Raw genomic sequence first — 18002 nt, 5'->3', positions numbered from 1 at the left:
ATGGACCAGCTCACCCGGCCGGGCGCGTTCGTATCGGACGGCGGTCTGTTTCGAGGCGCGGATGACCCGGCCGGTCAACGGATCGCATTCCGATAACCGGGGAACACCGTGTCGACGCAGGATCGCCCCGACCGTCCGAGCGGGGACCCCGGCGACGGACCCGATCCGGTCCTGACCCTGTCGCAGCTGGACCCGTAGCTGAAGGACCCGTTGCTCGACCTCGAACGGCGTGCGTCGCGGCATGGTCCGCGGTCGGGACGACCGATCCACCAACCCGGCCGCTCCCTCCAGACGGAACCTGGACACCCAACGATGCGCGCACTGACGTGAGATCCCCAGCTCTCGAGCAACGTGCGCGACCGGGCGCCCATCGCGCACGACCCGAGTTATCAACAGGGTCCGTCCGTACACATTCAACCGAGCACTACCGTGGGCCATGGGAACCTCCGGGGAGATTAGGGAACGTAAGCACTTCCACTAAGCCCCGGAGGTTCTCCTCAGCGCAACCCCCGAAACGTCACCAACGTCTCAGCCGGGTACATCTAGGCGCTCCGGATGGGGTAGGGCTTGTCGGCGCTGCGATTCTGGAACTCGAGGATCGCGGGGTTGCGCACCTCGCCGTCGCTGACTTCGATCGCCCGCGTGATCGTCTCATCGGCCGACCAGGCCGCCGGTCCTCCCATGACGATCGGCAGGAAGCTCAGGAGCGCTTCGCTGATCTCCCAGCTCGCGGAGTTCCACAGGTATGAGGGGCTGTGGTCGACCGCGTAGTAGTTGATGGTCCGGCCCACCGTGAACATCGGGTCGGCGAAGCTCGTGGGCCGCGCCCACTCGAAGCCCATCCCCTCGTCGCACGAGACGTCCACGATCAGGCTGCCCGGGCGGAACGCCGCGAGGTCCGCGGTCTTCAGGTAGAGCAGCGGGCGGTTCGGATCCTGCAGCGTGCAGTTCACGACGATGTCGCTCTCGGCGAGGAACGGGGCCAGCGGCACGCGCCCGTCGTCGGTGATGACCTCGCTCAGGTACGGGCCGTCGTCGTGGTCGAACTGGATCATCTGCGCCGCGTGGATCGGAGCGGCGACGGACGCCGTGCGGCGGTTGGTGAGGACGCGCACGTCGTGCACGCCGTGTGCGCGCAGCGCCGTCACGGCTCCCCGCGCGGTCGCACCGAACCCGATGACGACCGCGGTCAGCCGGCGCCCGTAGTCTCCGGTCGAGCCGCACAGCTGGAGCGCGTGCAGCACGGAGCAGTATCCGGCGATCTCGTTGTTGAGGTGGAACACGTGCAGGCCGAACGTGCCGTCGCTGCCCCAGTGGTTCATCGCCTCGAACGCGATCGCGGTCAGCCGCTTGTCGAGGGCGAGCTGGGTCATGACCTCGTCCTGCACGAGATGGGGCCACCCCCACAGCACCTGGCCGTCCCGCATGTCGCGCAGATCCTCGTGCTGCGGCTTGGGGAGCAGCAGGACGTCGGACGCCGCGATCAGGGCGGTGCGATCCAGGATGCCGCCGACCAGAGGACGCAGCTCGTCATCGGTCACGCCGAAACGGTGGCCGTACCCGGTCTCCAGCAGCACGCTCGGTCGCAGATCGTCGGGAATGCGGTCGAGGTGGCCGGGGTGGAGCGGGACCCGTCGCTCGTCGGGTTTGCGCGAGACGCCGACGACCCCCAGGACCAGCGGTGCAGAAGCGGTCATGATCGTCTTCTTCCCTCAGCGGGGGCCGAACCGACTCCGTGCTCCCGACGGTATCAGCAGGGTGCCTGTCCCGCCGTGGTTCCGCACGCGGACGAGCCGAGGGCGGGGACGACGTGCGTCGTCCCCGCCCCGAGCGCGGTCACTCCCCCGCGAGGCCGCCCAGCAGGTGACCGAACGAGCGGCCCTCACCGAGATAGTTCGCCGGGTCGAACGGATCGGCCTCGGTCGTTGGCGTCCGGCGCGCGATGGCCTCGGCGAGCTCGCGCGCGCCGCGGTCGACGCGCTCACCGAGCGGGGCGACCTGGTCGCCGGAGGCGCCCCAATCGCTGGAGGCCGCGAACACTCCGGTGGACACGGGCTCGGCGTGCAGGTACGTGAACAGAGGGCGGATCGCGTAGTCGATCGCGAGCGAGTGCCGCGCCGTCCCCGCGTTGGCGCCGATCAGCACCGGCTTGCCGGTCAGGGCGTTCGGGTCGAGCACGTCGATGAAGGACTTGAACAGCCCCGAGTAGCTCGTCGAGAAGATCGGGGTCACCGCGATCACGGCATCCGCCGACACGACGGTGTTGATCATGCTCTCCAGCGCCGCCGGGGCGAAGCCGGTGAGCAGGTTGTTCGTGATGTCGTGCGCGTAATCACGCAGCTCGAACACGTCGACCTCCGCCTCGATGCCGTCGCCGATCTCACTCAGCGCCCGCAGGGTCGCGTTCGCCAGGCGATCGGCGAGCAATCGCGTCGACGAAGGATTGGACAGCCCCGCCGAGATGACGGCGATGCGTCGCGTGGTCATCTCAGGCACCCTTCCGCATCGCGGCGGCACCGAAGGACGAGCCCGCGGCAGAGACGGTCTCACGGTACGGCGAGCCACCGGTGAGGTTGTCGCCGCGGTTCGCGTTCGGGACCTTCTCCACCGGCCCCCGCTCGCCGTACTTCGCCGCGACGAGGGCGGCGTGAGTGGGCGCGTCGGGAACCTCGGCCGGACGGTTCTTCGCGAGCTCCTTGCGCAGGACCGGCACGACCTCCCCGCCCAGGATGTCGAGCTGCTCGAGGACGGTCTTGACCGGAAGCCCGGCGTGGTCCATCAGGAAGAGCTGGCGCTGGTAGTCGCCGAAGATGTCGCGCATGCCGGCGTACCGGTCGATCACCTGCTGCGGCGAGCCCACCGTGAGCGGCGTCATCTCGGTGAAGTCCTCCATCGAGGGACCGTGGCCGTAGACGGGCGCGTTGTCGAAGTAGGGACGGAACTCGCGGACGGCGTCCTGGCTGTTGGACCGCATGAACACCTGTCCACCCAGGCCCACGATCGCCTGCTCGGGCGTGCCGTGGCCGTAGTGCGCGAAGCGCTGGCGGTACAGCGTGATGAGCCGCTGGTAGTGCTCCGACGGCCAGAAGATGTTGTTCGCGAAGAAGCCGTCGCCGTAATAGGCGGCCTGCTCCGCGATCTCGGGCGTGCGGATCGAGCCGTGCCACACGAAAGGCGGGACGTCATCGAGCGGCCGCGGGGTGGAGGTGAATCCCTGCAGCGGCGTGCGGAACTTGCCCTCCCAGTCCACGACGTCCTCGCGCCACAGCTTGTGCAGCAGCGCGTAGTTCTCGACCGCGAGCGGGAGCCCCTGACGAATGTCCTGTCCGAACCACGGGTACACCGGACCGGTGTTGCCGCGCCCCAGGATCAGATCGTTGCGACCGCCGGACACGTGCTGGAGCATCGCGTAGTCCTCGGCGATCTTCACCGGGTCGTTCGTGGTGATCAGCGTCGTCGAGGTCGAGAGGATCAGGCGCTCGGTCTGGGCCGCGATGTAGGCGAGGGTCGTCGTGGGCGAGGACGACCAGAACGGGGGGTTGTGGTGCTCACCCAGGGCGAAGACGTCGAGTCCGACCTCCTCCGCGTGCTTGGCGACCGTGATCGTGTTGCGGATCTTCTCCGCCTCACTCGGCGTCCGGCCGGTCGTCGGGTCTTCCGTGATGTCGCTCACGGTGAAGATGCCGAACTGCATCTGGGGTGTGGTGTCGTTCACGATCGCTCTCCGGTTCAGGATGCCGGTGGCATCCGTTTCTATTCAGATGAATGTATTCGGTAGAACACCGTCACGTCGAATCTATTCCCGGGATAGTGTGGCGAGCGCCGTCATGACTGATTCCACGAACGCCCCCGCCCCGCAGAGCGCGGCATCCGCCCCGCCGGCCGCGACCGGCAAGATCGGCGTACCCCGCCCCAAGCGCCGCGTGCCGTTCTGGGACAACGCGCGCTTCGCGTGCATCGTGCTCGTCGTCCTGGGCCACGCCTCGCAGCGCCTGATCTACGACTCCGACACGGCCCTCGGTCTGTATCTGCTGATCTACGCCTTCCACATGCCGGCGTTCGCGATCATCTCGGGCTACTTCTCGAAGTCGGACGCGCCGGGATCGCGTCAAATGGCCCGGGTGATCACCGACATCCTCGTGCCCTACGTGATCTTCGAGGCCCTCTGGACGCTCACGAAGTGGCTCGTCGAAGGCCAGGCGAACCCGAACCTGACGCAGCCGTCATGGACGCTGTGGTTCCTGCTCGCGCTCGGGATCTTCCGGCTGATCCTGCCGTACCTGGCTCTGCTGCGCTGGCCGCTGCTGTGGACCGTGCTGATCTCGATCGGCGCCGGCTACCTGCCGAACATCGACTCCACGCTGTCGCTGTCGCGCACGCTCGGACTGTTGCCGTTCTTCGCGCTGGGGTGGTGGCTGCGCGACCGCGAGATCGTCGAGCGCCTGCGCCTGCTGCGCGATCGGCCGTGGTGGGTGTTCGCCGCCGCAGCGGCGGTGCTCGGCGGCGCCGGCGTGATCGCGTGGCTGTTCGCAGACGTGTGGCGCGAGATCGATCTGCGGCAGTGGCTGTTCTACGACCAGAACTACTCCTCGATCGGCGGGACCGAGTGGTGGGCCGGCGGCGTCCGACTGGCGCTCATGGCGATCGCCCTCGTGCTGTCGGCGGCGTTCTTCGCCCTGCTGCCGCGCCGCACGCACTGGTGGACGCACTTCGGCCAGTACACGATGTACGTCTACCTGCTGCACTCGTTCGTGCTGTATCCGTTCCGGGAGTCCGGCGTGCTACGCGATCTCGACCCCACCTGGTTCTGGCTCCCCGTCGTGATCATCGCCTCGGTGCTCATCGCCCTGGGGCTCGCCACCAAGCCTGTGCGGACGGTCTTCCGCCCGCTCGTCGAGCCGCGGCCGGGCTGGCTGTTCGCCGACGCGACGCTCGCGCGGCGCGAGGGCCGTCGCTCGGACCCGACCGGATCACGGCGCCCGCGCGAAGTGCCGCGCGCGCCGCGGCGCCCGGCCGATCCGCGGCAGAACGGCTGAGTCAGCCGAACAGACCCGCGCCGACGTACGAACCGGGCGCGGCCCCGGGAGGGACCGCCCACAGCCCCGAGCCGACGTGGCGCACGTACTCGTTCATCGCGTCGGTCGACAGGGCGCGCTGGATCGTGACGAACTGCTCGGGCGAGCGCTGGTACGACAGGAAGAACAACCCGGCATCCAGTCGGCCGAGATCGTTGTTGCCGTCCACGAAGTTGTAGCCACGACGCAGCAGGCGCACGCCGCCGTTCATGTCGGGATGCGCGAGGCGGACGTGACTGCGCGCCGGGATCACCGGCGCGCCGGCGGCGTCGACGGCCTGCAGATCGGGCTCGGTGAACTCGTCGCCGCCGGAGAGCGGAGCACCCGCACCCTTGTCACGCCCGACGATCGCGTCCTGCTCGGACAGGCGCACGCGATCCCACGTCTCGATCAGCATCGCGATCTTGCGGGCGACGAGGTACGAGCCGCCCGCCATCCACGCGGGCGAATCGGATGCCGCCACCCACACGTGCTCGGCGAGCGCCTCGCGATCGTCGGCCAGGATGTTCGCCGTGCCGTCCTTGTATCCGAAGAGGTTGCGCGGCGTCTGCTGTGCTGAGGTCGTGCGGGACGTCCGCCCGAAGCCCATCTGCGACCAGCGGATCTTCGCCCGGCCGAAAGCGATGCGGCTCAGATTGCGGATCGCGTGCACCGCGACCTGCGGATCGTCGGCGCACGCCTGGATGCACAGTTCGCCGCCGGAGGACTCGGGGTCCAGGTCGTCGCCGAGGAAGGCCGGCAGCTTCGTGAGGGACGCCGGTCGCTGCGCCCCGATGCCGTACCGGTCGACACCGTCGCTGTCGAAAAGGGTGGGCCCGAAGCCGAACGTGATCGTGAGGCCGCTCGCGCCGAGGCCCAGGGCTTCGCCCGTGTCGTCCGGCGGCGCCTCGGGCGATCCGCCCACGGCGCCGGTGGCACTCACCTCGAGGCCGCGGGTCATGCGCGACGCGGCATACGACCAGTCCTGCAGAAGGGAGATGAGGTCGGCGCGATCGGTGCGCGCCATCATGTCGAACGCCGCGAAATGCATGTGGTCCTGCACCGGCGTGGTGATCCCCGCCTGATGTGCGCCGAAGAAGTCGTCGTCGGACCCGGCGTCCTCGGCGTCCTCCGCGCGCGCGATCGCCATCCCTCCGGCGATCCCGGCACTCGCGCCGACCGCGAGCCCGGCGGCGCCGGCGCCCACCAGCCCCAGGAGACCCCGCCGGCTCAGACCCTCGTCCTCCTCCGACACGTCAGTCCAGGACGGTGACGGTGAGCTGGGACAGCGGCTCGGCGAGCGCGTTGATCAGATCGGTGAACTCGCGCTTGTCGGCATCCGTCAGCGCGGAATAGCCGACGAATCCGCTCGCGAGCGAACCGTGGGCGGCGAGCGACGCCTCCAGTGCCGCATACCCCGCGTCGATCTCGGCGACCAGTGCGGCACCGTCCTCGCCCTTGCCCGCCGCGAACTCCTCCACGAGCGAGAAGGCCATCTTCGACCCCTCCACGTTCGCCGCGAAATCCCAGAGGTCGGTCCCCGACCACCAGTCCTCCTCGCCGGAGATCTTGCCGGTCGCGACCTCGTCCAGCAGCGCGATCGCGCCGTTGCTGAGGCCCGCGACGCCCTGCGCGTCCAGCACCTCCTCGAACTGACCGGAGTGCACGTAGTCGTAGAGCTCGGCCACGTCCGCGATGAGCTGGTCACCGTATGCGGCGCGCTCCTGCGTCGTCGACGGCGCCCAGTCCTGCCACGCCGGGGTCTCGCCGTCGGCGTTGAGGGCATCCTGCGCCGGCACCCAGAGGTCCTTCTCGATGCGGTGGAACCCGGTCCACTCGAGGCCCTCGGCGACGGCATCCACTTCTCGGTAGTCGATGCGCGGGTCGAGGTCGCCCAGCGCCTCGGCGATGGGTTCGATGCGCTCGTAATACGCCCGCACCTGCGGGTAGGCGGCACGGGCGGTCTCGTCGTCGCCGCTCTCGTACGCGGTGACGAACGCGTCGACCTGCGGCACGAGCTGGGAGACCTGGTCCTTCACGAAGGCGGCGTAGAGGTCGACGGCCTGCTGCTTCTGCTCGGCATCCGGCCCGTCGATCTGCACTTTCTCGCCCGACACCGTGAACGCCGCCCGACCGACGCCGTCGCCCACCATGCCGGGCTTGCACACCGTGACGTATTCCCCGGGCTGCGCGACGACGGTCAGGGTGCGCGAAGCGCCGGGGGCGATGTTCTCCGCCTCGCCGACGATGCGCAGCCCGTCGGAGGCGAGCAGGTAGAACTCGGTGACATCGGAGCCCGAGTTCGTCACCTCGAACGCGACGGTTCCGCTCGTCGCGGTCGCGGCCGAGACGTCGCACGCGGTGTCCGAGGCGGACACGGCGAACGTGTCGGATGCCGCGGCCGGGGTCTTGGCGACGCATCCGGCGAGCACGCCGATCGTCAGCCCCGCGACGCCGACGACGCCGAGGATGCGGGAGGGGGTCATGCGGCTCCAAGCGGTAGGGAGGAGGTCGGAACGGATGCCGGCGTCGCGGCTTCGGGAGTCTGGCCGGCCTGCACCGGGGTGCGGCGGGGTCGAGCGCCGCGGACGAAGAACGTCCCGACGATCGCGACGTACAGGACCCAGGCGATCACCTGCAGCCAGGTCATCTGCGGCATGAAGCCGACGGCGGCCTGCAGGACCGCGGCGAGGGGCGATCCCGGGGCGATCTGCGCGGTGACGTCGAAAGCCCAGCCGAACGGGAAGCCGGCGGGGCCGACCGCGACGATGCCCGTCGTGGGGTCGGTCGGTGCGAGCGCGCCGAATGGCCCGGGAAGCACGCCGCCCTCCTGGAGGTCATGCACCGCGTAGGCCAGGACGCCTGCGGCGACGATGATCAGGAAGGCGCCGGTCCACAGGAAGAAACGCCGCAGGTCGAGCCGGAGCATGCCGCGGGCGAGCAGCCAGCCGAGGACGACAGCGGTGAGGAGGCCGAGCAGGGCACCCAGGAGCGCGGCGGGGGCGTCTCCGAAAGACTGCACCATCGACCACAGCAGGAGCGTCGTCTCGATGCCTTCCCGGGCGACCGACACGAAACCGATCGCGACGAGGGCCCAGACGCTCCCGATCATGAGCGCGCGGTCGATGCCGCCTTCCAGAGTCGCCTTGAGCGTGCGGGCGGTCTTCTGCATCCAGAAGATCATCCACGTCACCATCGCCACGGCGACCAGGGACAGGGTGCCGCCGATGATCTCCTGCGCCTCGAACGTCAGGGAGTAGGCGCCGAACGTGAGCACCGCCCCGATCGCGAGCGCGAGGGCCACCGCCAGACCGACGCCGCCCCACATGCGGGGCAGGATGTCACGGCGGCCGATCCGGGTGACGTAGGCCACGAGGATGCCGATCACGAGGGCGGCCTCCAGGCCTTCGCGGAGGCCGATCAGGAATGTCGCGAGCACGTCGTTCTCGAATCGGTGGGAGGGTTCGTGTGAGGTTAGGCAACCCTCACTTGCACAACGGTACTCGCCACCGCGGCGCCGGTCAAAGCGGCGGCGAAGGTAATGCGGAGCAACATTCCGCCCTCCGCGCGGGGAGCGTGCTTATCGTCGGTCCATGGCTGATGCGACGCTCCCGGTCCTGGATCTCTCCCGATTGGATGCCGGCCCCGAGGCCGCGGCCGGGTTCCGCGCGGACCTGCGCGCGGCGACGCACGACGTCGGCTTCTTCTACCTCACCGGCACCGGCGTTCCGCCTGAGCTCGAGGCGCGGCTGCACCGCGCCGCCCGCGACTTCTTCGCGCTCCCCGAGGCGGACAAGCTCGCGATCGAGAACGTCAACAGCCCGCACTTCCGCGGGTACACACGCATCGGCGGGGAACGCACGCAGGGCCGCGTGGACTGGCGCGAGCAGATCGACATCGGTCCCGAGCGCGCGGCCCTGGACCCCGAGACCTCGCCGGACTACGCGCGCCTGATCGGGCCGAACCTGTGGCCGCAAGCTCAGCCGGAGCTGCGCGAGGTCGTCTCCGAGTGGCACGATCACCTCTCGGGCGTCGCCCGCAAGCTGCTGCGCGCCTGGGCCCTCGCGCTCGGGGCCGAAGAGTCGTACTTCGACGAGCACTTCGGCGAACCGTCGACGCTGATCAAGATCGTCCGCTACCCCGGGAAGGACGACCCCACTCCGCAGCAGGGCGTCGGCGCCCACAAGGACTCCGGGGTCCTCACGCTGCTGTGGGTCGAGCCCGGCAAGGGCGGCCTGCAGGTCCAGCGCGACGGCGAGTGGGTGGACGCGCCCGCCGTACCGGGCGCGTTCGTGGTGAACATCGGAGAACTGCTGGAGTACGCGACCCAGGGATACCTGATCGCGACGAATCACCGGGTGATCTCCCCCACCTACCCCGAGGACCGCATCTCGGTGCCGTTCTTCTTCAACCCGGCACTGGATGCGCGCTTGCCGATCATCGAGCTGCCGGCCGAGCTCGCCGCCGAAGCGCGCGGCGTCACCCAGGATCCCACGAACCCCATCCATGCCCTGTACGGCGAGAACGCGCTCAAGTCGCGCCTGCGCGCGCACCCCGACGTGGCGGCGATCCACCACGCGGACCTCGTGGCTCGAGCCGGCGCCTGAGGCGCATCCCGCTCGGCGCGAACTCGCGGCACGCGGAACGGCTCCCGGCCCGCGTCGCGACACGGGCCGGGAGCTCGAGCACCGGCCGCGACGAGGCGCGACCGGCCGGCGTCAGCCGATCAGCTTGGCCTTCGCCGCCGCGAACTCCTCGTCGCTGAGGATGCCGGCATCCTTCAGCGATGCGAGCTTCTGCAGCTCGGCAACCAGGTCGGTGCCGCCGGCCGGCGCCGCGGCGGGCGCGGGCGCGGCCTGGGCTGCGTACTGCGCCGCCGCCGCCTGAGCGGCCGCGTCGATCTGCGCCTGCTGCTGCGCGGCCTCGTACTGCTGCTGCTCGTACTGGCCCTGGGCCTTCTGCTGCTGGTGGCGTGCGACGCTGCCGCTCACGGCGGTCGCGGTGCCGGCGACCACGGCGGTGCGCGCGGCCATCCCGATCAGACCGGGGCGTCCCATTCGACGTAGGGGCATTTCCTTCTCCTTCTCTCTGGCCGCTCACGGCGGCGGTCGGTGGTTTTGGGGTGGTCAGCGCGGCGTGACGGGCGGCGGCGCCCATCCGCCCTCGAGGACGACGGATCGCGGTGAGTACAGCCGCATGAAGATGCGCACCGGGCCGTCCGGCGTGGGGAGCCAGTTCGTCTGCGCCGCTCCCCCGGGGTCGGTCGGTCCGTAGAAGATGTCCAGCGAACCGTCCTCGTTGTACGTCAGGGGGTCACGGTCGCCGAGCGCGAAACGGTCCAGCGGATTCGGGAACGGGAATCCGCTGGCGTCGTAGACGGTCGTGGACCAGAACGCCCGGACGGGCGGCAGCTGATCCTTCGCGAAGTGCTGCACGTAGTCCTTGCCGCCGACGATCGCCTGTCCCTCGGCATCCGCCACGACGATCGGGTAGACGGCATCCTCTGCGGGATTCGCGCCCAGTCCCACCATCGTCACGATCGCGCGCTTGAGGTAGTAGTTGCCGTAGACGCCCATCGTGTCGGTGTTGATGCTCCATCCGTTCTCGATGCGGGCCAGCTCGTTCAGACGCCGCACCTGCAGCGCGAGGGCGTCCTTCGCGCCGGCCTCCAGCGCCTCGCGCGCCCGATCGTCCCAAACCGATGGGTCGAAGGGCTCTCCGGGCACGATCCCGAGCCGCGCGAGTCGCGCGATGATCGAGAAGTCCGTCGGATGCGGCGGGTACTGCGCGAGAAGTCGTGCGGCGTAGGCGAAGTACTCCACCGCCGGCATCCTGTTGACGGTGTCCAACGGAGCGATCGACAGGTCGACGGATGCCGGTGCCACGGGCGGTCGGACGGCCGTCGACAGCGCGGAGCCGTCCAACGCCGTCAGCTGCAGCGCGTCCTGGAAGGCGTGGACGGCCTCGTAATCCGCCGGCCCGTTCGTCTGCGTGCGCCCGATCAGCCAGAGCACCGATGTCGGGGCCTGGATCACCGTGGCATCGCCAGGCACCTCGCCCTCCCACCCCGGTGGCACGATCACGAACACACCGGCGCCGTTGCCGGTGGTCCGCGTGCCCGGCACCGCGAACGCATCCGTCCACATGTCCAGGAAGGGCAGCAGGTAGTAGCGGTCACCGGCATCGGGGACCGTCAGCCGCGCCGGGCCGCCCGACAGGTCGAGCCAGAGCGACGAGTACAGCGTGTCGAAGTTCGGCGCCACCACGCTGTGGAAGTCCGCGGGCGGGAACGCGCGGACGTGGGCGAACGTGTTCGGCAGGCTCCGCCCGAGCGCACCCTCCTCGATGTGAGTGAGCTGCATCCGACTCACGTCCATGGTCACGAGCGGGTAGAAGTACGAGTACGCGTCCTCGGCGAGCGCGTGGATCTCCGTCGGCGTCAGTTCTGTCATTCATCTCTCCCGGCATCCAGAGGGTTCACGGAGACGACTTCGATGTGCAGATCGTCGAAGGCGCCCAACAACCCGAGCAGCTGCGGCTGATCGCGGATGTCGCCGACGACCCTGGTCAGACCGTCGCCGGTCGACTCGACGACGAAGCCCTCCAGCGCCGAGCTCAGTTCGGGACCCATGACACCTCGGACGACCACCTCGAACATCTGCGGCGTCATGCGGCGTCTCCTCTGCTGGGGCCGAGCGGCGCCCCCTGTCATACTGGTGGCCGGGGGCAGCCCTTCCGTCATCCCCCCGGGGTGATTCCCCCCCGACCGGATGAGCCGAGCAGAGGATGATCAGCCCACCTCCCCCGCCGCCGCACGCCGTCGACCGCCCCGCCCTTCGCGCGCGGCTGGACGATGCGCTGGGTACCCCGTTGACGCTCCTGGTCGCGCCTGCCGGCGCCGGCAAGACGGTGCTGCTGTCGCAGTGGGCGCTCTCGAGGCCGGACCTGCGCTTCCTGTGGCTGGAAGCAGGTCGCGCCGACGATGACCCGGCCAGATTCCTGCGCCGGCTGCTGCGGGGACTCGGCACGATCGACCCGGCCGCGGCCGAGCTCGCTCCGCTGCTGACGATCGGCGGCGGCGGACTCGGCGCGCCGCTGCTGGCGGCCCTGGTCGAGCTGCTCGCCGAGCGTCCCGGCAACGTGCTCATCTTCGACGATCTGCAGCTGCTGACCAATCGGGCACTCCTCGCGGATCTCTGGTGGCTCGCCGATCATGTTCCGACGGGGACGCACCTGGTGTTCTCATCCCGCGTCGACCTGCGCCTGGCCTGGAGCCGGCACCGCCTGCGCTACGCGCTGCTGGAACTCCGCCAGGCCGAGCTCGCTTTCGACGCGGACGTCGCCGCCGAAGTCCTCCGTCGCATCACGGGCGACGCCGTGTCGGCAGCGACCGTCGAATCCATCATGGAGCGCACCGAGGGTTGGCCCGCGGGGGTCCAGCTGTCGGCGATCGGCTTGCGCGACCACGTCGACGGAGAGCAGTTCGCGCAGCGCCTGGCCGGGACCGATCGCCTGATCGCCGAGTACCTCAGCGAAGAGGTGCTGGAGGCGCAGTCCGACGAGCGGAGGATGACGCTCCTGCGCATGTCGGCCCTGGAGACGATCTCGGCGCCGCTGGTGGAGTCCGCGCTCGGTGTCACCGGAGCGGCCGAGCTGTTCGCCGAACTGCAGGACGACTCGATGTTCCTCGTTCCGCTCGACGACGACGATGACCTGTTCCGCTTCCACCATCTCTTCCGGGATCTGCTGCGCTATCGACTTCGCGCGGCGCTCCCCGGCGAGGAGCAGCGGATCCTCGCCTCCGCCGCCGAGTGGTACGTCGCGAACGGCGACATCCCGAACGCGATCGAGACCTACCTTCGGGCCCACTCGTGGGATGCTGCGCTGGACCTCCTGCTGAAGACCGGGCGCGAGGCCTACGAGCGGGTGCGCACCGCCCCGGTCGCACGATGGCTGGCCGCGATTCCCGAGTCCGTCCGTCACCGGAGGGCCGAAGCGGAAGTGCTGTACGGGATCGTGCTGGGAATGAGCGGAGACTCCGCTCACGCCGAGGACGTCCTGCGGACGCTGTCGATCGCCCCGGACCTCGACCCCGGCCTGGCCGTCATCGTCCACGCGTACCTGGCTGCCCGCGTGCAGTTCAGACCCCAGGTCTCCGTCTCGCTCGAAGACGCCCGCGTCGCGCTGCGACTCCTGGACGAGCACCGGGACACGACGATCCCCGACCTCCTCGGACTGACCAGCCGCGGTCTGCTGCACACGATGGTCCTGGTCGCCCGCGGACGTGCCCATCTGCTGGCGGGTCAGTGGCCGGACAGCCGAAACTGGCTGACCCGCGGGCTCGAGTCGCCGGGTGGGCAGTACTCCGTGTACCGCGTGCACACGCTCGGCTCCCTCGCGTTGCTGGAGGCGCTGAGTGGACGGCTGGATCGCGCCCAGGAGCTCGCCGACGAAGCGCTCGAACTGGCGCGCGACCGCGAACTTCTCGTGCATCCCGCGCCGGCCGACGCCTACCTGGCGCTCGCTCTCATCGCGGTGCTCCGCGGCACTCCCGACCGCGGGTCCCTCGCTCTGCACGAGGGGGCGATGCGCGCGGCATCCAATCAACGCACGCAGCTCATGTGGGTCGCACACCTGGGCGCGGTGCTCATCGGCGCTGCCGACCTGCAGGAGTCCGTTCCACCCCCTGCCGTCGCGGCGCCCCCGATCGTGCGCGCCGGCCTGGAGGCGGCCGCGCTGCGCGACAAGCGCTTGAGCGAGGGCGTCGCCGACGCGACGCCGCGGGCGACCCCGGATCTCCCGCTTCCCGGGCCGTTGCTGTTCGAAGTCATCGCCTGCGCCCTGTCCAAGAAGGACGCCCCGGCTGCGCGGGCGCTCCTGACGGCGGATTCCTTCGCACAGGACGAGCCGATCGATCGGATCCAGCGTGATGTGCTCGCGGCCTGGTTGGCGCACGTCGAAGGCCGCGGCGCCGAATCGCGGCAACGGATCACTCGCGCCCTGGAACGCGCCGCGGAGCTGCGCATCGTCTCCGTGTTCGTGTGGGCGGGGCCCGAAGTGATGCGCCTCGTGGAGTCGCTGCCGGGGACTCCGACGCCGTTTCGAACCGAAGTCATCCGCGCCATGCGGGCGAAGCTGCGCTCGAGCACGGCTCAAGAGCTCCCCGAACCGCTCACGGATCGCGAGCGCGAGCTGCTGACGTACCTGCCCACGCGTCTGACGAACGCCGAACTGGCGGCGCATTTCTTCGTCTCGGTCAACACGATCAAGACGCACATGGCGCACATCTACCGCAAGCTCGACGCCCCCAACCGCAGCGCAGCGGTCACGCGGGCGACCGACCTCGGGCTGCTGTGAGATCCGGGCGAAGCGAAAGGCCGCCCCGACACCGGGACGGCCTTTCGAAGAAGTGCGATATACGCGGGGCGCGCGATCAGCGGCGAAGCCCCAGGCGCTCGATCAGCGAGCGGTAACGCGCGATGTCGATGTCCTGGAGGTAGCCGAGCAGACGGCGGCGCTGGCCGACGAGCAGGAACAGCCCACGACGCGAGTGGTGGTCGTGCTTGTGCTCCTTGAGGTGCTCGGTGAGGTCCTTGATGCGCTGCGTCAGCATCGCGACCTGCACCTCGGGGGATCCGGTGTCACCGGGGTGCGTCGCGTACTCTTCGATGATCGCCTTCTTGACGTCTGCTTCGAGTGCCATAGATGGGATCCCCTTCCTTCTCATTGCGCGGTGCCCGTCGCCTGTTGCGCGAGCTCTCTTCATCCGCGGCCGATCGAACGGCAACCTGAAGAGTCTACCAGCAGCCCGTCCGCGCAGCGGACCGGGTGCGTTCGACCGGGATAACCTCGAAGGATGCCCGGACTGAAGCGTCATCACTTCATCGACCTCAGTCCCTTTCGGGCGAGCCCCGCGTTCGCCCGTCTCTGGATCGGGTCGACCCTGTCCGGTCTGGGCGGTCAGCTGACGATCGTCGCCGTCATGCTGCACGTGTACGCCCTGACCGGGGACACGTTCGCCGTCTCGATGATCGCGGTCGCGGGCCTGCTCCCGATGATCGCGGCGGGCTTGTACGGCGGGATGCTGGCAGACGCGTTCGACCGGAGGATCGTCGCCCTGATCGCCGCGACCGTGACGTTCGTCTCCACCCTGCTGCTCGCCGTGCTCGCGTGGGGCGGCCTGGAATCCGTCGCCTGGCTCTACGTGCTCAGCGTGGTCAACGCGGCGGCGAACTCCGTCGTGCTGGCGACGAAGTCGGCGATCACCCCGCGCCTGCTCCCCCGCGACCTGCTGCCCGCGGCGGCCGCGCTCCAGGGCATCACCGTCGGGATCATGGTCATGGCAGGTCCCGCCCTGGCCGGCATCCTCGTGGCGTTCACCGGTTACGCGTGGACCTACACGATCGACGTCGTCCTCATGCTTTCGCTCTTCCTGGGGCTGTGGACTCTGCCTGCGCTCCGACCGGAAGGTGTCACGGTGCGACCGGGACTGGAGTCCCTGCGCGACGGGATGCGCTTCCTGAAGAGTGCCTCCAACATCCGCCTGCAGTACGTGCTCGACATCATCGCGATGACCTTCGGCCAGCCGATCGCCCTGTTCCCGGCGATCGGGGTGCTGGTCCTCGGCGGTGGCCCGGTCACGACGGGCGTGCTCACTGCGGCGATCGCGCTCGGCGCGTTCCTGTCGAGCCTGTTCTCCGGACCCGTGGGCCGTGTCCGCCGGCACGGCGTCGGCATCGAGCGGGCCATCCTCGTCTACGGTGCCGCGATCGGTCTCTTCGGCGCGGTGCTGCTCGCCGCCGCCGCCGGATGGTTCGCGCCGCCGGGCGGTGCCGACGCGGATGCGGTGAACGTCCCCCTGCTCGTCGCCGCGATCCTCGCCCTCGCCGTCGCCGGCGCGGCGGACAACGTGAGTGCGATCTTCCGGTCGACGATGATGCAGTCCGCCGTGCCCGATGCCGTGCGCGGGCGCCTCCAGGGCATCTTCATCGTCGTGGTGGCCGGCGGCCCGCGCGTGGGCGCGCTGTACGCGGGGGTGCTCGCGACCGCCACCGCACTGTGGGTGCCGCCGCTGCTCGGCGGCTTCGTGATCATCGGGCTCGTCGCGCTCCTGGTGCGACTGAGTCCCCGCTTCCGCGCGTACGACGCCCTCCACCCGGTGCCCTGACCGCGTGGGACGGCCGTCCATCGGAGGATTTCGGACGTCGCATCCGTGGCCCATGTCGTGCGTCCGGGGGCGGGGTTAGAGTCGCCGCGTGTCCACTCCCCGCGCGATCGCCCCGCCCGCATTCATCGAGCGCCCTGTGCGCGGGCAGGGCTGGATCGTTGTGCAGTTCATCCTCACCGGTGTCATCTGGGGTTCGAGCTTCCTGTTCATGAAGGTCGCGCTGGGCGGCCTGTCGCCCGCGCAGGTCGCGTGGTCCCGCCTGATCCTGGGCGGGCTGACCCTCGGGCTGTTCGTCGCCCTGAGTCGAGAGCGTCTTCCGCGTCGTCTTCGCGTGTGGGGTCACATGACCGTGCTCGCGGTGTCGTTCTGCGTCGTGCCGTTCCTGCTGTTCTCCTGGGCGCAGCAGCACGTCACCTCGGGACTCGCGAGCATCTACAACGCGACCACGCCGATCATGACCGCTGTGATGGCCGGGCTCCTTTTCCGGGTCGAGAAGCTCAAGCCGGTGCAGATCCTCGGCATCGTGGTCGGCATCCTCGGGGTCATGGTGATCATCGCGCCGTGGCAGGGCCTCGATCTGGACCAGAGCCTCGTCGCGCAGCTGGCGATCCTCGGCGCCACGGCGTGCTACGGCTTCAGCCTGGCCTACATGCGGCGGTTCGTCTCGAACACCGGGATGAGCGCCCTGATGTTCTCGTTCCTGAACATCGGCATCGCCGCAGCGATCATGGCGGTCCTGACCCCGGCGATCGCGCTGACGCCGGTCGCGCTGGATCCGTGGATCATCGGGAGCGTCCTTCTGCTCGGATGCCTCGGCACCGGGGTGGCCTACATCTGGAATCAGAACACGCTGCGGGCGTGGGGACCGACCCGCGCGTCGACCGTCACCTACATCACCCCGATCGTGGGTGTGGCGTTGGGCATCGTCGTCCTCGGCGAGGCGATCACATGGAACGAACCCGTCGGTGCGGTCGTCGTGTTCCTCGGGATCCTGCTCGCCCAGGACCGGCTGCGTCGACGCCGCGCGGCCGCGCACTGAGACGACGATGGGGGGATGCCGCAGCATCCCCCCATCGTGTGCGAACGGCTCAGGCCTGATAGGCGCCCTGCAGGTCGAGCGTGATCGTGACGTCCTTGCCGACGAGCACCCCACCGGTCTCCAGAGCGGCGTTCCAGGTCAGCCCGAAGTCCTCGCGGTTGATGACGGTCTTGGCCGTCGCACCGGCCTTGTAGTTGCCCCAGGGGTCGCTACCGAAGCCGCCGAAGTCGAACTCGAACGTGACGGGCTTGGTCACGCCCTTGATCGTGAGGTCGCCGTCCACGAGCATCTCGCCGTCCTCGATGCGCACGCCGGTGGAGACGAAGTCGATTGACGGGTAGGTCTCGACGTCGAAGAAGTCGGCCGAGCGCAGGTGCTGGTCGCGGCCCTCGTCCTTCGTGTCGAGCGACGCGGCGTCCACGTGCGCCTCCACCTTGGCCTCGAGCGGGTTCTCCGGGGCGATGAGCGTGGCACTCTTCACCGCGAAGTGGCCGCGCACCTTCGAGATCATCATGTGCCGGACGGTGAACCCGACCTCGCTGTGGCTGGGGTCCAGGATCCAGGTGCCGGCGCGGTAACCGGGGATTTCGAGGGCGGTGGTGGTGGTGTCGGTCATGACTCTCCTGTGTTGTGCGGGCCGGGATGTCCCGAGCTCGAGTGGTGCCGGCTGCGCGGCGCGTCTCCTCCTCCAACCGAGGGCTCGCCAAATCCATTCCCATGAATGGAAAAAGACCCGGATGCC

General features: G+C 69.5%; 17 protein-coding genes. 5 read left to right on the top strand and 12 right to left on the bottom strand.

Features of this window, described 5'->3' with window-relative positions; all coding sequences use genetic code 11:
• The 4 genes from AB0P18_RS08775 to AB0P18_RS08760 form a co-directional block, all read right to left on the bottom strand.
• The coding region (locus tag AB0P18_RS08775) for a leucine zipper domain-containing protein (protein ID WP_363359715.1) at positions 1–438 on the bottom strand (438 nt) is incomplete at its 3' end.
• Positions 439–542: 104 nt separating this feature from the next.
• Positions 543–1697 carry a N(5)-(carboxyethyl)ornithine synthase gene (locus tag AB0P18_RS08770; RefSeq protein ID WP_363359714.1) on the bottom strand — a complete coding sequence of 385 codons (1155 nt, stop codon included), beginning with the start codon at positions 1695–1697 and terminating at the stop codon, positions 543–545.
• A gap of 139 nt (positions 1698–1836) precedes the next feature.
• Positions 1837–2487 carry an FMN reductase gene (locus AB0P18_RS08765; protein WP_344052850.1) on the bottom strand — a complete coding sequence of 217 codons (651 nt, stop codon included), beginning with the start codon at positions 2485–2487 and terminating at the stop codon, positions 1837–1839.
• Position 2488: 1 nt separating this feature from the next.
• Positions 2489–3694: an LLM class flavin-dependent oxidoreductase gene (locus AB0P18_RS08760; protein WP_344055809.1), complete on the bottom strand. Its 1206-nt coding sequence runs from the start codon at positions 3692–3694 to the stop codon at positions 2489–2491.
• 133 nt (positions 3695–3827) lie between these two features.
• On the opposite strand from AB0P18_RS08760, the gene AB0P18_RS08755 reads away from it, so the two are divergent.
• Positions 3828–5036, top strand: coding sequence for an acyltransferase family protein (locus tag AB0P18_RS08755; protein WP_344052848.1), 1209 nt, complete (start codon positions 3828–3830; stop codon positions 5034–5036).
• Between the two features lies 1 nt (position 5037).
• Here AB0P18_RS08755 and efeB read toward each other — a convergent pair whose 3' ends face one another.
• From efeB to efeU, 3 genes are read right to left on the bottom strand one after another with little or no spacing between them, the layout of a single operon-like run.
• Complete coding sequence (gene efeB / locus AB0P18_RS08750) at positions 5038–6309, bottom strand: iron uptake transporter deferrochelatase/peroxidase subunit (RefSeq protein WP_363359712.1); 1272 nt, start codon at positions 6307–6309, stop codon at positions 5038–5040.
• Between the two features lies 1 nt (position 6310).
• Entirely contained in the window at positions 6311–7540 is a 1230-nt protein-coding gene (efeO, locus tag AB0P18_RS08745) for an iron uptake system protein EfeO (RefSeq protein WP_363359711.1), read from the bottom strand.
• Positions 7537–8493, bottom strand: coding sequence for an iron uptake transporter permease EfeU (gene efeU, locus AB0P18_RS08740; protein ID WP_363359710.1), 957 nt, complete (start codon positions 8491–8493; stop codon positions 7537–7539). Before efeU ends, efeO begins: the two co-directional genes overlap by 4 nt.
• A 154-nt stretch (positions 8494–8647) precedes the next feature.
• On the opposite strand from efeU, the gene AB0P18_RS08735 reads away from it, so the two are divergent.
• On the top strand, positions 8648–9661 hold the full coding sequence (locus tag AB0P18_RS08735; protein WP_363359709.1) for a 2-oxoglutarate and iron-dependent oxygenase domain-containing protein: 1014 nt from the start codon (positions 8648–8650) through the stop codon (positions 9659–9661).
• A gap of 111 nt (positions 9662–9772) precedes the next feature.
• Here AB0P18_RS08735 and AB0P18_RS08730 read toward each other — a convergent pair whose 3' ends face one another.
• From AB0P18_RS08730 to AB0P18_RS08720, 3 genes are read right to left on the bottom strand one after another with little or no spacing between them, the layout of a single operon-like run.
• Positions 9773–10126 (bottom strand): SHOCT domain-containing protein, encoded by a 354-nt coding sequence (locus AB0P18_RS08730; RefSeq protein WP_363359708.1) that lies wholly within the window; start codon positions 10124–10126, stop codon positions 9773–9775.
• 54 nt (positions 10127–10180) lie between these two features.
• Positions 10181–11506, bottom strand: a complete 1326-nt coding sequence (locus AB0P18_RS08725) for a DUF1254 domain-containing protein (protein ID WP_363359707.1) — start codon at positions 11504–11506, stop codon at positions 10181–10183.
• Positions 11503–11724, bottom strand: a complete 222-nt coding sequence (locus tag AB0P18_RS08720) for a hypothetical protein (protein ID WP_344052838.1) — start codon at positions 11722–11724, stop codon at positions 11503–11505. The genes AB0P18_RS08725 and AB0P18_RS08720 overlap by 4 nt, the downstream gene beginning before the upstream one ends.
• A gap of 116 nt (positions 11725–11840) precedes the next feature.
• Between AB0P18_RS08720 and AB0P18_RS08715 the strand changes: the two genes are divergently transcribed.
• Entirely contained in the window at positions 11841–14411 is a 2571-nt protein-coding gene (locus AB0P18_RS08715; RefSeq protein ID WP_363359706.1) for a LuxR C-terminal-related transcriptional regulator, read from the top strand.
• A 76-nt stretch (positions 14412–14487) separates the two neighbouring features.
• Here the strand turns inward: AB0P18_RS08715 and rpsO are convergent, their stop codons facing one another.
• On the bottom strand, positions 14488–14757 hold the full coding sequence (rpsO, locus tag AB0P18_RS08710) for a 30S ribosomal protein S15 (RefSeq protein ID WP_017830938.1): 270 nt from the start codon (positions 14755–14757) through the stop codon (positions 14488–14490).
• Positions 14758–14910: 153 nt separating this feature from the next.
• On the opposite strand from rpsO, the gene AB0P18_RS08705 reads away from it, so the two are divergent.
• Both AB0P18_RS08705 and AB0P18_RS08700 read left to right on the top strand, forming a co-directional pair.
• Entirely contained in the window at positions 14911–16221 is a 1311-nt protein-coding gene (locus AB0P18_RS08705) for an MFS transporter (RefSeq protein ID WP_363359705.1), read from the top strand.
• A gap of 136 nt (positions 16222–16357) precedes the next feature.
• Positions 16358–17260, top strand: a complete 903-nt coding sequence (locus AB0P18_RS08700) for a DMT family transporter (RefSeq protein ID WP_363359724.1) — start codon at positions 16358–16360, stop codon at positions 17258–17260.
• Between the two features lie 49 nt (positions 17261–17309).
• Here AB0P18_RS08700 and AB0P18_RS08695 read toward each other — a convergent pair whose 3' ends face one another.
• Complete coding sequence (locus tag AB0P18_RS08695; protein ID WP_344052833.1) at positions 17310–17876, bottom strand: YceI family protein; 567 nt, start codon at positions 17874–17876, stop codon at positions 17310–17312.
• Positions 17877–18002 lie beyond the last annotated feature (126 nt).

It is taken from the genome of Microbacterium sp. NPDC064584 (assembly GCF_040687315.1).
Classification (GTDB): domain Bacteria; phylum Actinomycetota; class Actinomycetes; order Actinomycetales; family Microbacteriaceae; genus Microbacterium; species Microbacterium lacus.
The sequence above is the reverse complement of the archived record's forward strand: the minus strand, read 5'-3'. Positions and strand labels throughout refer to the sequence as shown.